This window comes from Pseudomonas sp. GW822-FHT07A10 (assembly GCF_058798795.1).
In genome coordinates this window covers 59,456-77,331 of record NZ_JBXAKV010000009.1, presented here as the reverse complement: position 1 = coordinate 77,331, position 17,876 = coordinate 59,456, and the positions used below count along the sequence as shown (strand labels likewise).

At 58.6% G+C, this 17,876-nt stretch carries 19 protein-coding genes; 9 read left to right on the top strand and 10 right to left on the bottom strand.

All coding sequences use genetic code 11. The annotated features are described in order from the left end of the window. Positions 1-58: 58 nt before the first annotated feature. The 3 genes from AC1RL4_RS16500 to AC1RL4_RS16490 form a co-directional block, all read right to left on the bottom strand. Complete coding sequence (locus tag AC1RL4_RS16500) at positions 59-970, bottom strand: LysR family transcriptional regulator (protein WP_028938866.1); 912 nt, start codon at positions 968-970, stop codon at positions 59-61. Positions 971-1,102: 132 nt separating this feature from the next. Beyond that, positions 1,103-2,182, bottom strand: a complete 1,080-nt coding sequence (gene trmA / locus AC1RL4_RS16495; RefSeq protein WP_019581302.1) for a tRNA (uridine(54)-C5)-methyltransferase TrmA — start codon at positions 2,180-2,182, stop codon at positions 1,103-1,105. Beyond that, on the bottom strand, positions 2,179-3,474 hold the full coding sequence (locus AC1RL4_RS16490) for an NCS2 family permease (protein WP_018925809.1): 1,296 nt from the start codon (positions 3,472-3,474) through the stop codon (positions 2,179-2,181). The genes trmA and AC1RL4_RS16490 overlap by 4 nt, the downstream gene beginning before the upstream one ends. 226 nt (positions 3,475-3,700) lie before the next feature. On the opposite strand from AC1RL4_RS16490, the gene AC1RL4_RS16485 reads away from it, so the two are divergent. Further along, positions 3,701-4,156, top strand: coding sequence for a DUF4879 domain-containing protein (locus AC1RL4_RS16485; RefSeq protein WP_028938867.1), 456 nt, complete (start codon positions 3,701-3,703; stop codon positions 4,154-4,156). Positions 4,157-4,223: 67 nt separating this feature from the next. Further along, positions 4,224-4,775, top strand: coding sequence for a DJ-1 family glyoxalase III (locus AC1RL4_RS16480; protein ID WP_019581300.1), 552 nt, complete (start codon positions 4,224-4,226; stop codon positions 4,773-4,775). A gap of 5 nt (positions 4,776-4,780) precedes the next feature. Here the strand turns inward: AC1RL4_RS16480 and AC1RL4_RS16475 are convergent, their stop codons facing one another. The 3 genes from AC1RL4_RS16475 to AC1RL4_RS16465 form a co-directional block, all read right to left on the bottom strand. After that, complete coding sequence (locus AC1RL4_RS16475) at positions 4,781-5,068, bottom strand: HigA family addiction module antitoxin (RefSeq protein WP_019581299.1); 288 nt, start codon at positions 5,066-5,068, stop codon at positions 4,781-4,783. Between the two features lie 14 nt (positions 5,069-5,082). Then, entirely contained in the window at positions 5,083-5,361 is a 279-nt protein-coding gene (locus AC1RL4_RS16470) for a type II toxin-antitoxin system RelE/ParE family toxin (RefSeq protein ID WP_019581298.1), read from the bottom strand. A gap of 137 nt (positions 5,362-5,498) precedes the next feature. After that, positions 5,499-6,743 carry an MFS transporter gene (locus AC1RL4_RS16465; RefSeq protein WP_019581297.1) on the bottom strand — a complete coding sequence of 415 codons (1,245 nt, stop codon included), beginning with the start codon at positions 6,741-6,743 and terminating at the stop codon, positions 5,499-5,501. Between the two features lie 425 nt (positions 6,744-7,168). Between AC1RL4_RS16465 and AC1RL4_RS16460 the strand changes: the two genes are divergently transcribed. The 3 genes from AC1RL4_RS16460 to AC1RL4_RS16450 are packed head-to-tail and all read left to right on the top strand — an operon-like array spanning position 7,169 to position 9,847. Further along, complete coding sequence (locus AC1RL4_RS16460; protein WP_019581296.1) at positions 7,169-8,611, top strand: cytochrome ubiquinol oxidase subunit I; 1,443 nt, start codon at positions 7,169-7,171, stop codon at positions 8,609-8,611. A 3-nt stretch (positions 8,612-8,614) separates the two neighbouring features. After that, entirely contained in the window at positions 8,615-9,622 is a 1,008-nt protein-coding gene (cydB, locus tag AC1RL4_RS16455) for a cytochrome d ubiquinol oxidase subunit II (RefSeq protein WP_230173130.1), read from the top strand. 57 nt (positions 9,623-9,679) lie between these two features. Continuing rightward, on the top strand, positions 9,680-9,847 hold the full coding sequence (locus AC1RL4_RS16450; RefSeq protein ID WP_081625770.1) for a DUF2474 domain-containing protein: 168 nt from the start codon (positions 9,680-9,682) through the stop codon (positions 9,845-9,847). Positions 9,848-9,918: 71 nt separating this feature from the next. Here AC1RL4_RS16450 and AC1RL4_RS16445 read toward each other — a convergent pair whose 3' ends face one another. Together AC1RL4_RS16445 and AC1RL4_RS16440 are read right to left on the bottom strand one after the other, a co-directional pair. Next, on the bottom strand, positions 9,919-11,043 hold the full coding sequence (locus AC1RL4_RS16445; protein WP_028938869.1) for a methyltransferase: 1,125 nt from the start codon (positions 11,041-11,043) through the stop codon (positions 9,919-9,921). 171 nt (positions 11,044-11,214) lie between these two features. After that, the gene (locus AC1RL4_RS16440; RefSeq protein ID WP_019581292.1) at positions 11,215-11,925 is read right to left on the bottom strand and encodes an autoinducer binding domain-containing protein; all 711 of its coding nucleotides are present in this window, start codon (positions 11,923-11,925) and stop codon (positions 11,215-11,217) included. Positions 11,926-12,218: 293 nt separating this feature from the next. On the opposite strand from AC1RL4_RS16440, the gene AC1RL4_RS16435 reads away from it, so the two are divergent. Beyond that, the gene (locus AC1RL4_RS16435; protein WP_028938870.1) at positions 12,219-12,995 is read left to right on the top strand and encodes a ferredoxin--NADP reductase; all 777 of its coding nucleotides are present in this window, start codon (positions 12,219-12,221) and stop codon (positions 12,993-12,995) included. A 44-nt stretch (positions 12,996-13,039) separates the two neighbouring features. Here AC1RL4_RS16435 and mscL read toward each other — a convergent pair whose 3' ends face one another. Beyond that, the gene (gene mscL, locus AC1RL4_RS16430) at positions 13,040-13,453 is read right to left on the bottom strand and encodes a large-conductance mechanosensitive channel protein MscL (protein WP_019581290.1); all 414 of its coding nucleotides are present in this window, start codon (positions 13,451-13,453) and stop codon (positions 13,040-13,042) included. Positions 13,454-13,738: 285 nt separating this feature from the next. On the opposite strand from mscL, the gene katB reads away from it, so the two are divergent. Genes katB through radA form a run of 3 tightly spaced genes read left to right on the top strand, consistent with a single transcriptional unit; the run spans position 13,739 to position 17,305 of the window. Beyond that, positions 13,739-15,280: a catalase KatB gene (katB, locus tag AC1RL4_RS16425; RefSeq protein WP_019581289.1), complete on the top strand. Its 1,542-nt coding sequence runs from the start codon at positions 13,739-13,741 to the stop codon at positions 15,278-15,280. 57 nt (positions 15,281-15,337) lie between these two features. Then, positions 15,338-15,892: an ankyrin repeat domain-containing protein gene (locus tag AC1RL4_RS16420; RefSeq protein ID WP_230173132.1), complete on the top strand. Its 555-nt coding sequence runs from the start codon at positions 15,338-15,340 to the stop codon at positions 15,890-15,892. 45 nt (positions 15,893-15,937) lie between these two features. Further along, the gene (gene radA, locus AC1RL4_RS16415) at positions 15,938-17,305 is read left to right on the top strand and encodes a DNA repair protein RadA (RefSeq protein WP_019581287.1); all 1,368 of its coding nucleotides are present in this window, start codon (positions 15,938-15,940) and stop codon (positions 17,303-17,305) included. Positions 17,306-17,369: 64 nt separating this feature from the next. Here radA and AC1RL4_RS16410 read toward each other — a convergent pair whose 3' ends face one another. Then, positions 17,370-17,738, bottom strand: a complete 369-nt coding sequence (locus AC1RL4_RS16410) for a PilZ domain-containing protein (protein WP_230173134.1) — start codon at positions 17,736-17,738, stop codon at positions 17,370-17,372. Between the last annotated feature and the right edge of the window lie 138 nt (positions 17,739-17,876).

Genomic DNA, 17,876 nt, shown 5'->3' with positions numbered 1-17,876 from the left:
TTAATAAGGTCAATTGAAGAGGCGCCGGCCCTGGATTATCTGTGCGGTGATCGAACATTCAGCGTGGAAGACGCTCAACCAGAAAATCGATAAACGCCCTGAGCCGCAACGGCACATGGCGGCTTTGCGGATACAGCAAAGTGAAGGGGCGGGAGCGCCCGCCGTAGGGCTTGAGCACTTCCACCAGCGAGCCATCCGCCAGTTCGTTTTCGACGATGAAGCGATAGGTTTGAAACAGCCCGGCGCCGTGTTTCGCCAGCGTCACGCCACCCAATACATCATCGGAACAGCAGTAATTACCTTCGGCCAAAATCTCCAGCGGCACGCCGTTATCGTTGAACAGCCAGGCAATCCGCCGCCCGCTGCTGGGTAGCTCGAACTGAATGCATTCGTGGTGCGCCAGGTCGTCCAGGGTTTGTGGCATGCCGGCACGCTTCAGATAGTCAGGGCTGGCAATCATCACCAGCGCAGCGTCCTCCAGTGGCCGGGCAATCAGCCCGGAGTCGGGAATCGCCCGCACACGGATGGCCATGTCATAGCCTTCGCCGACAAAATCGATGTTGCGATTGCTGATGTGCACCTCGACTTTCACGGCGGGAAAGCGCGCCCGGAACGTCGGCAGCAGCGGCAGGATGCGGTGGTGGGCATAGGTGGTGGGAATGCTGATACGCAAGGTGCCGGAGGGTTCCTGCTGTTGGCCCATGACTTCGCGCTGAGCCTCGACCAATTGCGCAAGGGCCAGGCGACACTCCTCGAAATAGCGCCGGCCACTGTCGGTCAGCTTGACGCTGCGGGTGGTCCGCGCGAACAGCCGTACACCCAGGCGTTCTTCCATCCGCGACACCGAGCGGCTGACCGCAGCCGGCGTCACGCCAGCCACCAGGGCTGCGGCGGTAAAGCTGCCGGCTTCGGCGGCCAGGCAAAACAGTTCGATGCTGCCGAGCTGAAGATCGTCGAAATGTCGCTGCATGATTGATTACACCAAGAATCAAATGGGATGCCTGAGGTTGTGTTTATCAAAGATGGGCGCACAAATACAGGGCGTTTCAATCGCCCACAAAAAAGCCGTCCCAAGGACGGCTGATTTGTATAACGGCTGCAATCAACGACGGGTCAACAACACTCCGGATTCCATGTGATGGGTCCACGGGAACTGGTCGAACATCGCGCATTGAGTAATGCGGTGAGTGTCGTTCAGTTGGGCGATGTTGGCCGCGAGGGTTTCCGGGTTGCAGGAAATGTAGAGGATGTTGTCGAAGCGCCGGGTCAGTTCGCAAGTATCCGGGTCCATGCCGGCGCGGGGCGGATCGACGAACACGCTACCGAACTCGTAGCTCTTGAGGTCGATGCCGTGCAGGCGACGGAACGGGCGAACTTCGTTCAGGGCTTCGGTCAATTCTTCGGCAGACAGACGCACCAGCGTGACGTTATCCACCGCGTTTTCGCTCAGGTTGCTGAGTGCCGCGTTGACCGAGGTCTTGCTGATTTCGGTGGCCAGCACTTTGCGCACACGGGTAGCGAGTGGCAGGGTGAAGTTGCCGTTGCCGCAATACAGCTCCAGCAGATCATCCGGGCGATCACCGAGAGCGCCATACGCCCAATTGAGCATCTTCTGGTTCACCGTGCCGTTGGGTTGGGTGAACGCGCCTTCCGGCTGGCGATAGCTGAAGGTACGGCCGCCGACTTCAAGTTGCTCGACCACGTAATCGTGACCGATCACTTCGCGTTTGCCCTTCGAGCGACCGATGATGCTGACGTTCAGGTCGGCTGCCAGCTTCGACGCCGCCGCGTGCCAGTGCTCGTCCAGCGGGCGGTGGTAGCACAGGGTGATCATCGCATCGCCGGCCAGCGTGGTCAGGAACTCCACTTGGAACAGCTTGTGGCTCAGGGCTGCACTCGCTTGCCACGCCGCCTTGAGCTGCGGCATCAACTGGTTGATGCGCAGGCTTGCGATCGGGAACTCTTCGATCAGGATCGGCGTGCGTTTGTCTTCCTGGGAAAACATTGCGTAGTGGCGCTCGCCGGCTTCACGCCACAGGCGGAATTCGGCACGCAGGCGGAAGTTTTTCAGCGGCGAATCGAACACCGCAGGCTCGGGCGCACCGAACGGGGCCAGCAGATCACGCAGGCGCGTGACCTTTTCTTCGAGCTGAACGGCGTAGGCCTGGGAATCAAAAGTCATGCGTTGAACCAACCTAACTTGATCACGAACAGAATCGACAGAACCACCAACGCCGAGTTCAGCTCACGGCCACGGCCGGACAGCAACTTGATGGCGGTCCAGGAAATGAATCCGAACGCGATACCGTTGGCGATGGAGTAAGTGAATGGCATAGCCAGAGCGGTGACTACCACTGGCGCTGCAACGGTGATGTCGTCCCAGTCTATTTCCGCCAGCCCCGAGGTCATCAATACGGCGACGAACAGTAAGGCAGGTGCGGTGGCGAAGGCCGGTACGCTGGCGGCCAGTGGTGCGAAGAACAGCGCCAGCAGGAACAGAATCGCCACCACGACGGCGGTCAGGCCGGTGCGGCCACCGGCACTCACGCCGGCTGCGGATTCGATATAGCTGGTGGTGGTCGAGGTGCCCAGCAACGAACCGGCCATGGCCGCGGTGCTGTCGGCGATCAGGGCACGACCCATTTTCGGCATGTGGCCGTCCTTGCCCATCAGGCCGGCGCGCTTGGCGACGCCGATCAGGGTGCCGGAGTTATCGAACAGATCGACGAACAGGAACGCGAAGATCACGCTGACCAGACCAATGTCCAGTGCGCCTTTGATGTCCAGTTGCAGGAAGGTTGGCGCCAGCGACGGTGGCATCGACATCACGCCGCCGAACGGGCTGAAGCCCAGCAGGATGGAAACGATGGTCACCGACAGAATGCCGATCAGCACCGCACCGCGCACTTTCAGGGCCTCCAGGGCAACGATCAGGGCAAAGCCCAGGGTTGCGAGGATCGGCGCCGGTTGCTTCAGGTCGCCAAGGCCGACCATGGTCGCCGGGTTGCTGACGACGATGCCAGCGTTGTGCAGGGCGATCAGTGCCAGGAACAGGCCGATGCCGGCGGCAATCGCCGAACGTAGCGCCAACGGGATGCTGTTGATGATCCATTCACGGATGCGGAAGATCGACAGCAGGAAAAACATCACCGCCGAGAGGAACACCGCACCCAGCGCCACTTGCCAGGTGTGGCCCATGTGCAGGACCACGGTGTAGGTGAAGAAGGCGTTCAGGCCCATGCCCGGTGCCAGGGCGATCGGGTAATTGGCGATCAGGCCCATGGTCGTCGAGCCGATGGCGGCTGCCAGACAGGTGGCGACAAACACCGCGCCCTTGTCCATGCCGGTCTCGCCGAGGATGCTCGGGTTGACGAACAGAATGTAGGCCATGGCCAAAAAGGTCGTGACGCCCGCCAGAATCTCGGTCCGCACGTTGGTGTTGTGTGCCTTGAGTTGAAACAGCCTTTCCAGCATGTCTGCTCCCCGTGGCGCGCCCGGCGCCGTGAATGTATCGACCTCAACAGCAAAGCACAGACCGCCGTAGGCGCCTGGGAATTTTCTGTGGGTCGGAAAAAGCCGCGCATCATACCAGCAGCGTGGGGCTATGGCTGCTTATGGCTGCGATCGTCGTCGATGTTTTGCCAAAAAGGGAACTGCGCCATACTGCGCGCTGTTTTTTTAGGGCAGGGAAGGGCGGAATATGAAGTACATGAGCACGCGCGTGGTTGTCGCATTCGCAATGTTGATCGCGTTGTTCCTGGGTGCCCAAACCGCCTCGGCAGCGACGGCTCCACCTCTGAGTCAGGTCAAGGTGCTCAAGGTCGAGTCGCCCAACTGTGGCTTTGAAGATATTGCGGACAAGCAGGAGCAGACTCGTTGCGATCACCAGGGGCCGAACATCAAGGTGTATGTGCTGGAAGTCGGCTACGGTCGCGAAGCCCATGTTGCCCTGGACGGTTTCGAGGTGGATGGCACCCGGACCCCAGTCTGTGCTTTTGATACCGGCAACCTGACCGAGTGCTCAGTCGGGAAAAAAACTGTCGGCTATCTGTACATCTTCAACCTGGCAGGCAAGCAGGACGGCATCTTCACGTTCAGCAACACCTCGATCAACGCGCCGGGCAACACGATGTCGACGCAGCTTTACATCAAGTAACGGCCAGGCTCGAACAAGGGTCAGGAAAGCTGACTACGCTTTAAAGATCATTCTCTGGACCGCGCCCATGACCTTTAGAGCCCTGATTACCCTCGCCGAGGGCATCGACGATCTGCAAACCGTGACCCTGATCGATGTACTGCGCCGCGCCAAGGTTGAAGTGGTGGTGGCCAGTATCGAGTCGCGGCGCATGCTGACCTGCGCGCGCGGCACCCGCCTGACCGCCGATGCGATGCTGGTCGATTTGCTGGCCCAACCCTTCGACTTGATCGTTTTGCCCGGCGGCGCCGTGGGGACGCAGCATTTGGCGGCCCATCAACCTCTGCAACAATTGATCAAGGACCAGGTCGCCGCCGGACGCTTGTTCGCCGGCATTGCCGAAGCGCCGGCGCTGGCGCTGCAGACTTTTGGCGTGCTGCGTCAGCGGCGCATGACGTGCCTGCCTTCCGTCAGCCATCAATTGTCGGGCTGCAACTTCGTCGATCAACCGGTGGTGGTCGATGGCAACTGCATCACCGCCCAGGGTTCGGGCGCCGCGCTGGAGTTTGCGCTGACGCTGGTGGAGCAACTCTGCGGCAAAACCACGCGGTCGGCGGTGGCGGGGGAATTGCTTGTTTAGAAATATCAGGCGTGGACAGCAATCGGCTCGATGAGCGGTTGCTCACGCTGCTCCGCCTGCCAGAGATCGTAGTCGGTCTGAACGCCTAACCACATACGAGCCTTACCGATTCCAGCCCGCTCCAGGCGTACCGCCAGATCCGGACTGATGGGCGCATGGCCGTGCAGCACTCGCGAAAGATGCGGGCGGGCGAATCCAAGGTGTCGGGCCAGTTCGGTGACGCTGATGCCAAGCTCGGGCAATACATCCATCAAAAGTGTTTCGCCAGGGTGTGGCGGGTTGTGCATGGGCATGGTCCTGCCTCCTGTCAGTGATAGTCCAGATAGTCGACCAGTTCGATATCCGAACCAATAAAACGAAAAATAACCCGCCAGTTCCCCGAAACACTGAGTGACCAATATTCGACCAGATCGCCCTTGAGCGGATGTAATCGCCACCCCGGAAGGTCGAGGTCGTCGGGAGTCGCTGCGCGATCCATAAACTGCAGCATGCGAGCCAGACGCTTCGCATGATCTGCTCGAATCCCACGAGTCGAACCGGTTTCGTAGAAGCCACGAAGGCCTTTGTGCTGAAAGGATTTGATCATGCTCAGAGTGTAAGGCGATACATTACACTTGATGCACTATCTATGTATTGCACTTGGTCGGAGAATTTATGCTTGGTGCTGATTGCCGGCCTTTTTTGGATGCAGGTGTGGGACATTCCTGTCCCCCCTGATCAGCTTCAGGCCCTGACTTCTTCCACCGGTCCCGGTACATGCATACGGTCGCGGTTGGCCAGGGTCGGGAACAGTTTGACCCAGGCCCCGGTCACCATCAGTGTGCCGATGCCGCCCATCACCACGGCCGGTACGGTGCCGAACCAGTGGGCCGTCAAGCCAGACTCGAATTCGCCGAGCTGATTCGAAGCACCGATGAACAAGCCATTCACGGCACTGACCCGGCCGCGCATCTCGTCCGGGGTTTCCAGCTGCACGAACGAGGCGCGGATCACCATGCTGATCATGTCTGCCGCGCCTAAAACCACCAACACAGCGAGAGAGAACCAGAACGAAGTCGACAGGCCGAAAGCGATGGTTGCCACGCCGAATACACCCACGGCGGTAAACATCACCCGTCCGACGTTGCGTTCCACGGCAAATCGCGCCAGAAACAGCGACATCAGCAGTGCGCCCACCGCCGGGGCCGAACGCAGCAGGCCCAGACCCCAAGGGCCGGTCAGCAGAATATCTTTGGCGAACACCGGCAGCAGCGCAGTCGCGCCACCCAGCAAGACGGCAAACAGATCCAGGGAAATCGCCCCGAGAATATCCGGACGGCTGCGAATGAAGCGGATGCCTGCGAGCAGCGAATCCAGGGTCGCCTTGCCCTTGTTCAACGGTGTCTGCCGAGCCGGTAGGTTAAGCATCAGCGCACAGGCGATGAGGTAGAGGATCACCGTCGGGCCATACACCCAGACGCTGCCGAAGGCGTAAAGCAAACCGCCCAGCGCCGGGGCAACGATGGTGGCCGATTGCTGCGCAGATTGCGCGGCAGCAACCGCGCGCGGGAATAAAGCACTGGGCACGATGCTCGGCAGCAAGGCCTGGGTGGTTGGCATCTCGAAGGAGCGGGCGGCGCCGAGCAGGAATGCGAGGATGAAGATCATCTCCCGGGTGACATGGTCCGTCGCGCTGCCGATGGCCAGCGACAGGGCGATCAGCGCTTGCACGGACTGACAGATCGCCGCGACCTTGCGCCGGTCATAGCGATCCGCCACATGCCCGGTGTGCAGCATGAACAACACCCGCGGGGCAAATTCCACCAGACCCACCAGACCCAGATCGAGCACGTTGCCTGTCAGTTGATACAGATTCCAGCCGATGGCCACGGTCAGCATTTGAAAACCGCTGGCGGTAAATACCCGAGCCAGCCAGAACGCGATAAAAGGGCGGTGATGACGTAACAGCAGGGGCGCTTGGCTGGGCATCTGAAGGCAAGTCTGGGTGAGGGGAAGGGCGAGATTATCATCAACCTGTAACCAGAGGTTGCGAGCGCGGAAAATTTAGTTAGCTAGACACCGATCCCACAGAACATACAAATTCCCTGTGGCGAGGGAGCAAGCTCCCTCGCCACAGGGAATGCATTGCAACGCATGACCAAACCCGTGAGGCAACCTGTCACGCGGCAATAGACCACACCGTCCATCGGCAAAAATGCGACTACTCTTTCAACGTTGCTTGATCCAGATCAAGACCCTTCGTGGAAATGATCCGGTGGCCAGATGGCCAGATTCCCTACGTTGTGATGATGGTAGAAAAAGAACGAGTTCAAATTCGCCACACTCCATAACCGTGGGGGCAGTGGGTGCAGGCCGCAAGCCTTCAGCCAGTATTACCTGACAGAGGAAGACTTATGTTCGGTTTGGAGGCACTTGATCTCGCCCGGATTCAGTTCGCGTTCACCATTTCGTTCCACATCCTGTTCCCGGCCATCACCATTGGTCTGGCGAGTTACCTGGCGGTACTCGAAGGCCTGTGGCTGAAGACGCACAACGACACTTACCGCGATCTGTACCATTTCTGGTCGAAGATCTTTGCCGTCAACTTCGGCATGGGTGTGGTGTCCGGCCTGGTCATGGCCTATCAGTTCGGCACCAACTGGAGCCGCTTCTCGGATTTCGCCGGTTCCGTGACCGGGCCGTTGCTGACCTACGAGGTACTCACCGCGTTCTTCCTCGAAGCCGGTTTCCTCGGCGTCATGCTGTTCGGCTGGAACAGGGTCGGGCGCAAGCTGCACTTCTTCGCCACGGTCATGGTCGCCATCGGTACCCTGATCTCGACCTTCTGGATTCTCGCCTCCAACAGCTGGATGCAGACCCCGCAGGGCTACGAAATCGTCAACGGCCAGGTCATTCCGGTGGACTGGTTGGCGATTATCTTCAACCCGTCGTTCCCCTACCGGCTGATGCACATGGCTACGGCGGCGTTCGTCGCTACCGCCTTCTTCGTCGGTTCGTCGGCGGCCTGGCATTTGTTGCGCGGCAAGGACAACCCGGCCATCCGCACCATGCTCTCGATGGCCATGTGGATGGCGCTGATCGTGGCGCCGATCCAAGCCGTCATCGGTGACTTCCACGGCCTCAATACCCTCGAGCACCAGCCGGCGAAAATCGCTGCGATTGAAGGTCACTGGGAAAATGTCGGCGATGAACCGACCCCATTGATCCTGTTCGGCTGGCCGGACATGAAAGCCGAAAAGACCAAATTCGCGGTCGAGATTCCGTACCTGGGCAGCTTGATCCTGACCCACACCCTGGACAAACAAGTGCCGGCGCTCAAGGAGTTCCCGCCTGAAGACCGGCCGAATTCGACCATCGTGTTCTGGTCGTTCCGGGTTATGGTCGGCCTGGGTTTCCTGATGATCTTCACCGGTTTGTGGAGCCTGTGGCTGCGCAAGCGCGACACGCTGTATACCTCGCGTCCGTTCCTGTACCTGGCGCTGTGGATGGGCCCATCCGGCCTGATCGCGATTCTCGCTGGCTGGTTCACCACTGAAATCGGCCGTCAGCCGTGGGTGGTCTACGGCTTGATGCGCACGGCGGATGCGTCCTCCGGGCACAGCTTCGTGCAGATGAGCATCACCCTGGTCATGTTCGTTGTGGTGTATTTCGCGCTGTTCGGTGCCGGTCTTGGCTACATGATGCGCCTGGTGCGCAAAGGGCCGAAGATCGACGAAGGCAAGGAAACCAACGAGGGTGGTCCTGGCCAGAAACGCACGCCGGCCCGTCCGCTGTCCGCCGCCGACGACGACAACGGTGACGGCGATCACAACCACAGCCTGACCAAGGAGATTTGAATCATGGGTATTGATCTTCCGCTGATCTGGGCCGTGATCATCATCTTCGGCATCATGATGTACGTGGTCATGGACGGCTTCGACCTGGGGATCGGGATTCTTTTTCCGTTCATCAAGGGCAAGACCGACCGTGACGTGATGATGAACACCGTCGCCCCGGTCTGGGACGGCAACGAAACCTGGTTGGTATTGGGTGGTGCGGCATTGTTCGGCGCCTTCCCGTTGGCCTATTCGGTGGTGCTCTCGGCGTTGTACTTGCCGCTGATTTTCATGCTGATCGGGTTGATTTTCCGTGGCGTGGCCTTCGAGTTTCGCTTCAAGGCCAAGGACGCCAAGCGCCATCTATGGGACAAGGCATTCATCGGTGGTTCGATCACCGCGACCTTCTTCCAGGGCGTGGCATTGGGTGCGTTCATCGATGGGCTGCCGGTGGTCAATCGTCAGTTTGCCGGTGGTTCACTCGACTGGCTGACACCGTTCACGATGTTCTGTGGCGCGGCGCTGGTAGTGGCTTATGCGCTGCTCGGTTGCACCTGGTTGATCATGAAGACCGAAGGCAAGCTGCAGGAGCAGATGCATGATCTGGCGCGACCATTGGCCTTCGTGTTGCTGGCGGTGATTGGCGTCGTCAGCATCTGGACGCCGTTGGCCCACGCCGAGATCGCCGCACGCTGGTTCACCCTGCCGAATCTGTTCTGGTTCCTGCCAGTGCCGATTCTGGTGCTGGTGACCCTGTACGGTCTGATTCGCGCGGTGGCCCGCAATGCGCACTACACGCCATTCCTGCTGACCCTGGTGCTGATTTTTCTCGGCTACAGCGGTCTGGGTATCAGCCTGTGGCCGAACATCGTGCCACCGTCGATTTCGATCTGGGACGCTGCCGCACCGCCGCAGAGCCAGGGCTTCATGCTGGTGGGCACGCTGTTCATCATCCCGTTCATCCTGGGTTACACCTTCTGGAGCTACTACGTGTTCCGCGGCAAGGTCACCCACGAAGACGGTTACCACTAGCCCATACGAATACGGCGCAAGGTTGATACCTGCGCCGTTGCAGAGGAGAACGCGATGATGGCTGGCAAACCTGATTTGCAGGAAATCGAAGCCGCAGAGAAAAAGCCGCTTTGGCAACGACTCGGCTGGCTGGCGTTGATCTGGGCAGGCAGCGTTGGGGCACTGTTCATCGTGGCCACGCTGATGCGCATGTTCATGAATGCCGCGGGCCTGAGTACCCACTGAAATTCCCATCCCGTTGCCTTGCGGCACGGATTTATAACCCTCCTGCGACGGAGGGTTTTTTTTGCCTGCTGTTATTTGCGTGCCTTGAGAATTACGAACTTGGGTGTGGCCGCTACTTGCTCCACGCCGCGGAACAACCGCGCAAGCTTGCTGTGATAGCCCAGATGACGGTTGCCGACGATGTGCAGCGCGCCGCCCACCACCAGCGCTTCGCGCGCCTGCTGGAACATCCGCCAGGCCAGGAAATCGCCGACCACTTGCTGTTGGTGGAATGGCGGATTGCACAGCACCACGTCGAGGGATTGGGGTTCCTGCCCCGCCAACCCATCGCCGGCACGTACGATCACGTCACGATCACCCAGCGCCGCGCGCCAGTTTTCAGCGGCCGATTGCACGGCCATGAATGACTCGTCCACCAATGTGTAATGGGCCTCGGGGTTTTGCAGGGCGCTGGCGATCGCCAGCACGCCGTTGCCACACCCCAGATCGGCGACCCGCGCTGTGCCGAGGTTGTTCGGCAAGTGCGGCAGAAAGGCCCGCGTGCCGATATCCAGCCCTTCGCGACAGAACACATTGGCGTGATTGAGCAGTTCGATTGCAGGCGTGTCGAGTCGATAGCGCGTCGGGTATGGAGAGACAGCGGGGGCTTTGGCTTCGGGCGTGGCGATCAGCAACCGAGCCTTCTTCATGGCCAGCGAGGCTTGCACCGGGCCGATATAGCGCTCCAGCAGATCGCCCGCGGCACGTGGCAGATGCTTGACCATCGCGGCGGCAATCACTTGAGCGCCGGGAGCCAATTGACCCTGTAGCCGGATCAGTTGCTCTTCCAGCAAGGCCAGGGTTTTCGGTACCCGGATCAATACCCGGTCAAACGGCCCGACGAAGGCTTCGCTGGCAGGTACGCTCGGCACCGAATCAAACGCCTGGCCGTTGCGCATGAGGTTTTTTTCGAGCCCCTGAAAGGCCAGAAATGAATCGCCGCTGCTGGTGACCCGGACCTTGCCCGCCAGGCTAACGGCCAATGCGCCGAAGCTGTCGTTGAGTACCAGTACGCGAGTATCTGCTGTCGGTTGTTGCCCGGCCAGATGATTGAGCAGGTATTCGTCTGCGGCATCGAACGCTTGCAGCGGTTCGTTCTGCTGTTCTGGCTGGCGGATCAGATTGAGTTGAGCGAAGGGGGTTTCGAGCAAGGGCATGAGGCGGGGCTCTGATAATCAACGGGGGCCGCCGCTTCGGGGCGTTGTAGCGGGCGGAACCATCCGAGCGGACGGCGTCGTGGAACTTTCCACGGCATCACTCAGAACGGATCGCAATGGTACGTTTTTTTCGTCCGGATTACTCGCAGGGATTACCAGATTCGAACAGTTTCAGATAACCCCCGACCTTGCTGCGCTGATCACCGCTGCAATCTTGTTGTTGACGCCAAATTTGCGGATAGCGCCCTTTATATGGAAATTTACTGTGCTTTCACTCAGTCTGAGGATGATTGCGATCTCGCAGGCCGTCTTGCCGTCGGCTGAATATTTCAGTACTTCAATTTCTCTGCATGATAAATGCACCGTGGCCGGCTTCAGCGAGGAGACATGCAGGTCTTTCGCGACAAGCCCGTGCAGGTGACGGCTAATAAATATCGCGTAGCCCAGATTTTTGTACAGTTCATATGCGGTAATCGGGCAATGGGTTCTGGCCACGCTCAGCATGCTGCAAAGCCCGTTCCTATCATGAACGGATTGGGACCAGCCGTAGTTCAACCCCTGGTTTTTTTTCGCTTGCCACAGCCTTGGTGTTTTTGAATAGCACTCTTCTTGCCAGAGAATCGGCACTTCGGAATCATGGCAGTGGGCTAGTATTGGATCAACCGCATCGTAATGCTCGTTTTCATATTTCGTGTTCCATTCTCTAGGGTAATTATTCAAATTTATCTTATGGTGGTGTGTCCCTGTTGTTGGGGATGTTATTGAAAATGCACAGAAATTAAAGCCCATATTTTTGACGAGATTAAGCGACATCTCATATGCAGACTTTATTTCTTGAGCGCCAGAAAGCTGTGTTAACTGTGACTCCTTCCACACTTTCATTTGGTAACTCCATGCGGACTTTCTTGGGGGTGCCAATTGGATCCAAGATCCGGCACGTCCCAGAGTGTAGGAGGATTCTTACAAACATGCTGAACTATTTTGCTCTTTAAAAAAGCGTGGAGCGGCATAACTGGTTCTTAGCTATTCTTTATGGAAAGACAAAATCCGACGCTCATGTATTTGTTTTTATTGTTGTACTGTTTTGTTACCCGGATGAAAGACATTACAAATCATCGGTGTTTACACAGCCCGCTTTGCGGGACACTGGGGTCATCTGTTGAATGGAGCGACCCATGACTGCCAGTGCAGAAAAATTCACTCGCCAGACGCTGTTTAACGTCCAGCCATTGACTCCCAATCTGTTTACTCTGCGGACCACCAGGGATCCGGGCTTTCGTTTTCGCGCAGGGCAATTCGCCCGGCTGGGAGTGACCAAGGCAGACGGCAACATAGTATGGCGGGCCTATTCCATGGTTTCGTCACCCTATGACGAGTTCCTTGAATTTTTCTCCATTGTTGTGCCGGGAGGGGAGTTCACCAGTGAGCTGAGTCGGCTGGAAGTTGGCGATACGCTGCTGGTCGACCGTCAGGCCTTTGGTTATCTGACCCTGGATCGCTTCGTCGATGGCCGTGACCTCTGGTTGTTATCCACCGGCACGGGCGTAGCGCCGTTTCTGTCGATCCTTCAGGACTTCGAAGTTTGGGAGAAATTCGAACGAATCATCCTGGTCTACAGCGTGCGCGAAGCGCGGGAGCTGGCGTACCAGGCATTGATTACGGAGCTGGCGCAACGTGACTACCTGGCCGAGTACGCGCACAAACTGCAATTCATCGCCACCGTCACCCGCGAACAGCATTCGGGTGCCTTGAACGGGCGGATCACCAGTCTCATTGAGAATGGTGAACTGGAACAGACGGCTGGTGTAGCACTGACCGCGGAGCATTCACGGGTGATGCTCTGCGGTAACCCGCAGATGATCGATGACACGCGCAAGCTGCTCAAACAACGGAATATGCACTTGAGCCTCAGTCGCCGACCTGGCCAAGTGGCGGTGGAAACCTACTGGTAAACAAACGGCGCCCCGAAGGCGCCGTTTCTCTGGGCAATCAGCGATCAGGGCCGATTGTTCTGAGCCTTGAGCAGATCGCGGATCTCGCTCAGCAGTTCTTCTTCCTTGGTCGGAACCGGCGGCAGGGTTGGCGCAACGGCCTCTTCGCGTTTCAGACGGTTGATAGCCTTGACGCCCATGAAGATCGCGAAGGCAACGATGATGAAGTCGATCATGCTCTGGATGAACTTGCCATACGCCAGCACCACTGCCGGGACATTACCGTTAGCGGCCTTGAGCGTAATGGCCAGATCACTGAAGTCCACCCCACCGATCAGCAAGCCGATTGGCGGCATCACCACATCGCCGACAAACGAAGAAACGATTTTGCCGAAAGCAGCGCCGATGATGATACCGACGGCCATGTCGACCACATTACCTTTGACCGCGAAGGCCTTGAACTCACTTATCACGCCCATAGGTTATTTCCTTGTTACAGATGAGGTTGGTGAGCGCAGTGTAAATCAGCAAAGCGTCCCTTGCTTGAAACGCCTTCTTACAATGCCCGTTTCTATCGACACATCTTCTGGTAATTAGTTTACAAAACGCCACTATTCGCGCGCGTTTACCCGCTCTAGACCGGGCTTTCCAGAACCTTCTTGCTATCGGCCCGGTACGGGATTTCTATTTATGTTTTGGCCTTTGGGTCACTAGCCTCTGTGGTGCGCACCAGGATGCGCTTAATAAAACCAGAGGAAACTTCCATGACAACTCCCCTTGGCCTCGGGGCTTTTCCCCTCCGTCGTACCTTCGGCGTTCTGACCGTCAGCCTGCTGTCCTTCTCCATCAACGCTGCGACGTTGACCCGTGATAATGGTGCCGCTGTCGGCGACAACCAGAACTCGCAAACCGCCGGCGCGACCGGGCCGGTGCTGTTGCAAGATGTACAGTTGATTCAGAAGCTGCAGCGTTTCGACCGTGAACGCATTCCTGAGCGTGTGGTGCATGCCCGTGGCACCGGCGCCCATGGCACGTTCACCGTGACTGACGACCTCAGTGACTTGACCAAGGCCAAGGTATTCGCCGGTGGCCAGAGCACGCCGGTATTTGTGCGTTTCTCCGCAGTGGTCCATGGCAACCACTCACCGGAAACGCTGCGTGACCCACGGGGGTTCGCCACCAAGTTCTACACCGCAGACGGTAACTGGGACCTGGTTGGCAACAATTTCCCGACCTTCTTCATCAGGGACGCCATCAAGTTTCCGGACATGGTCCATGCCTTCAAGCCGGACCCGCGCACCAATCTTGACGATGACTCCCGTCGTTTCGATTTCTTCTCTCATGTTCCGGAAGCCACTCGCACCTTGACCGAGTTGTACTCCAACTCCGGCACCCCGGCCAGCTATCGGGAGATGGACGGCAACGGTGTACATGCCTACAAGTTGGTTAACGCTAAGGGCGAAGTTAACTATGTAAAGTTTCACTGGAAAAGTTTGCAGGGAATAAAAAATCTCACTCCTAAAGAAGTCGCCAATGTTCAAGGTCAAGATTACAGTCATATGACCAACGACTTGGTTGTCCATATCAACAAGGGGGACTTTCCGAAGTGGGACTTGTACGTCCAGGTTCTAAAACCTCAAGATTTGTCCAAGTTTGATTTCGATCCATTGGACGCCACCAAGATTTGGCCTGGTGTTCCTGAGCGAAAAGTTGGACAGATGGTATTGAACCGTAATCCGGCGAATGTATTCCAGGAAACCGAACAAGTGGCGATGGCACCGGCCAACTTGGTTCCGGGTATCGAGCCTTCGGAAGATCGTTTATTGCAGGGGCGAGTGTTTTCGTATGCCGATACCCAACTGTATCGCCTGGGGGCCAATGCTCTGCAGTTGCCGATCAACGCACCGAAAGTCGCCGTGAACAACGGTAATCAGGATGGTGCGATGAACATCGGCGCCAGCAGCACGGGGGTGAATTACCAACCGAGCCGTCTGCTGCCCCGTGAGGAGCCGCAAACCGCGCGTTACAGCCAGTCGACCCTGTCGGGTAGCACGCAGCAGGCGAAGATTCAACGTGAGCAGAATTTCAAGCAGGCCGGCGATCTGTATCGCTCGTTCAACCAGAAGGAACGTCAGGACCTGATCGACAGCTTCGGCGGCTCACTGGCCACCACCGATGAGGAGAGCAAGCACATCATTCTGTCCTTCCTGTACAAGGCCGACCCGGAATACGGGACAGGCGTAACCAAAGTGGCCAAGGGTGATCTGGCCCGGGTCAAGGCGTTGGCGGCCAAACTGGTCGACTGATCTATCTGCCTGAAGCGGGGCCTCGTACGAGGTCCCGTCTGACCAAGGAGTCCCGCCATGCGTGTTTATCTGTCTGTGTTTCTGGCGTGCGTGTCGTTCGGTGTATTCGCCGGTCCTGACGCGCAAGTCTCGAAGGACCCCGAGGCGCTGAAAGCGCAATTACAGGATTACTATTTCGATGCCGCCCGAAGGGGGGATGTGCCGGTGCTCGAGACCTTCATCGAGGCCGGCTATTCCCTCGACACCCGCGACAGCAAGGGTTACACCGCGTTGATCCTGGCTGCCTATCACGGTCAGGGTGCCGCCGTGGAGCGTTTGTTGGCGGCCGGGGCGGACGCCTGCGCTCAGGATCAACGCGGCAATACCGCGCTGATGGGCGCGATTTTCAAAGGCGAAGTGCAGATCGCTCGAACCCTGCTGGCCGCCAATTGCAGCCCCGACCAACGCAACGGCGCCGGGCAGACTGCCGCGATGTATGCCGGATTGTTCAAGCGCGTCGAGTTGCTCGACGCACTCAAGGCCAAAGGGGCGGACCTGAACGCCGAGGATCCGCTGGGCAACAGTGCCGCGCGTCTGGCCAGCGGTGAAATCCGCACGGCGGCGCCGCGCTGATCCGCGTCAGCTGAGCTATCATCGCGGTTTTTGCCGGGAGTTCAGATGGCCAAGGCCAAGCGCATGTACGGCTGCACCGAGTGTGGCTCAACCTTCCCCAAGTGGGCCGGCCAGTGCGGCGAATGCGGGGCCTGGAACACGCTGACCGAAACCATGGTGGAGAGTGGCGGCGCCGCAGCCCCCAGCGGTCGCACCGGTTGGACCGGCCAGCAGGCTCAGATCAAGACCCTGGCCGAAGTCAGCGTCGAAGAAATTCCGCGGTTCTCCACGGCGTCCAGTGAGCTCGATCGTGTTTTGGGCGGTGGTCTGGTGGATGGCTCGGTGGTGTTGATCGGTGGTGACCCCGGTATCGGCAAGTCGACCATTCTGTTGCAAACCTTGTGCAACCTCGCCAAGAGCATGCCGGCGCTGTATGTCACCGGCGAAGAGTCCCAGCAACAAGTGGCCATGCGTGCCCGACGGCTGGGCTTGCCTCAGGATCAACTGCGGGTGATGACTGAAACCTGCATTGAAACCATCATTGCCACCGCCCGGCAGGAAAAGCCCAAGGTGATGGTGATCGACTCGATTCAGACGATCTTCACCGAGCAACTGCAGTCGGCACCGGGCGGTGTCTCCCAGGTGCGCGAAAGTGCGGCATTGCTGGTGCGTTACGCCAAGCAAAGCGGCACGGCGATTTTCCTCGTGGGCCATGTCACTAAAGAAGGTGCGCTGGCCGGCCCCCGAGTGCTGGAGCACATGGTCGACACCGTTCTGTATTTCGAAGGCGAATCCGATGGGCGCCTGCGTTTGCTGCGGGCGGTGAAAAACCGGTTCGGCGCGGTGAATGAACTGGGCGTGTTCGGCATGACCGACAAAGGCCTGAAAGAAGTCTCCAACCCTTCGGCGATTTTCCTGACACGCGCTCAGGAGGAAGTCCCGGGCAGTGTGGTCATGGCCACGTGGGAAGGCACCCGGCCGATGCTGGTGGAAGTTCAGGCGCTGGTGGACGACAGCCACCTGGCCAACCCGCGCCGGGTGACGCTCGGTCTGGATCAGAATCGCCTGGCCATGTTGTTGGCGGTTTTGCACCGCCACGGCGGCATCCCGACTCACGATCAGGACGTGTTCCTCAACGTGGTCGGCGGTGTGAAGGTCCTGGAAACCGCTTCCGACCTGGCCTTGATGGCGGCAGTCATGTCCAGTTTGCGCAACCGGCCGCTGCCCCATGATTTGCTGGTGTTTGGCGAAGTCGGGTTGTCGGGTGAAGTGCGCCCGGTGCCGAGTGGCCAGGAGCGTTTGAAAGAGGCGGCCAAGCACGGCTTCAAACGCGCCATCGTACCCAAGGGCAACGCGCCGAAAGAGCCGCCACCGGGGTTGCAGATTATCGCCGTGACGCGCCTGGAACAGGCCCTCGACGCACTGTTCGAATAAACCGTAAATGGGACCCAAACCCTGTGGGAGCGAGCAGGCTCCCACAATGGAAGGCGGGAGGCTTTCAGACTTCGATCAGGGCAGCCAATTCGCGCTCTAGTTCCCGGGGATCGCCCAGGTTGAACTCAATCAACCGCCGCAGGCGCTCGATGGATTCCAGGCCGATGTGTTTGCAGACGAACCCGAGCTGGCCATGGTCATCGTGGGTCAGTTGCACATCCATCTTGATGGCGACGTCATCGTTGAGATGAATGTCGACCAGGAAATGCCATTCCCGATTACCCAGCCATGGCTCGGGCTTCTCGACCAGCAGTCCCTTGAGCGACAGGTCAATCAGCCGCACCGGCCAGGTGAATTCCCCTTGGCTCAGTTCGGTTCGGGCATCGAACGCAATACGTCTGAAGCGGCGGCGATCGGCAGGTTGTTCGCTCATGGCGCAATCCTCGTAAAGGTTCGCTGACTATAGACCTGCATTGCCGAAGGCTGCCAGCACAGTGATGGCTCTAGACTGATGTCGAACTATGGTCTTTGCCGCCAGTAGCGCTAAACTCGAGATGGCTGTCTTTCTTGT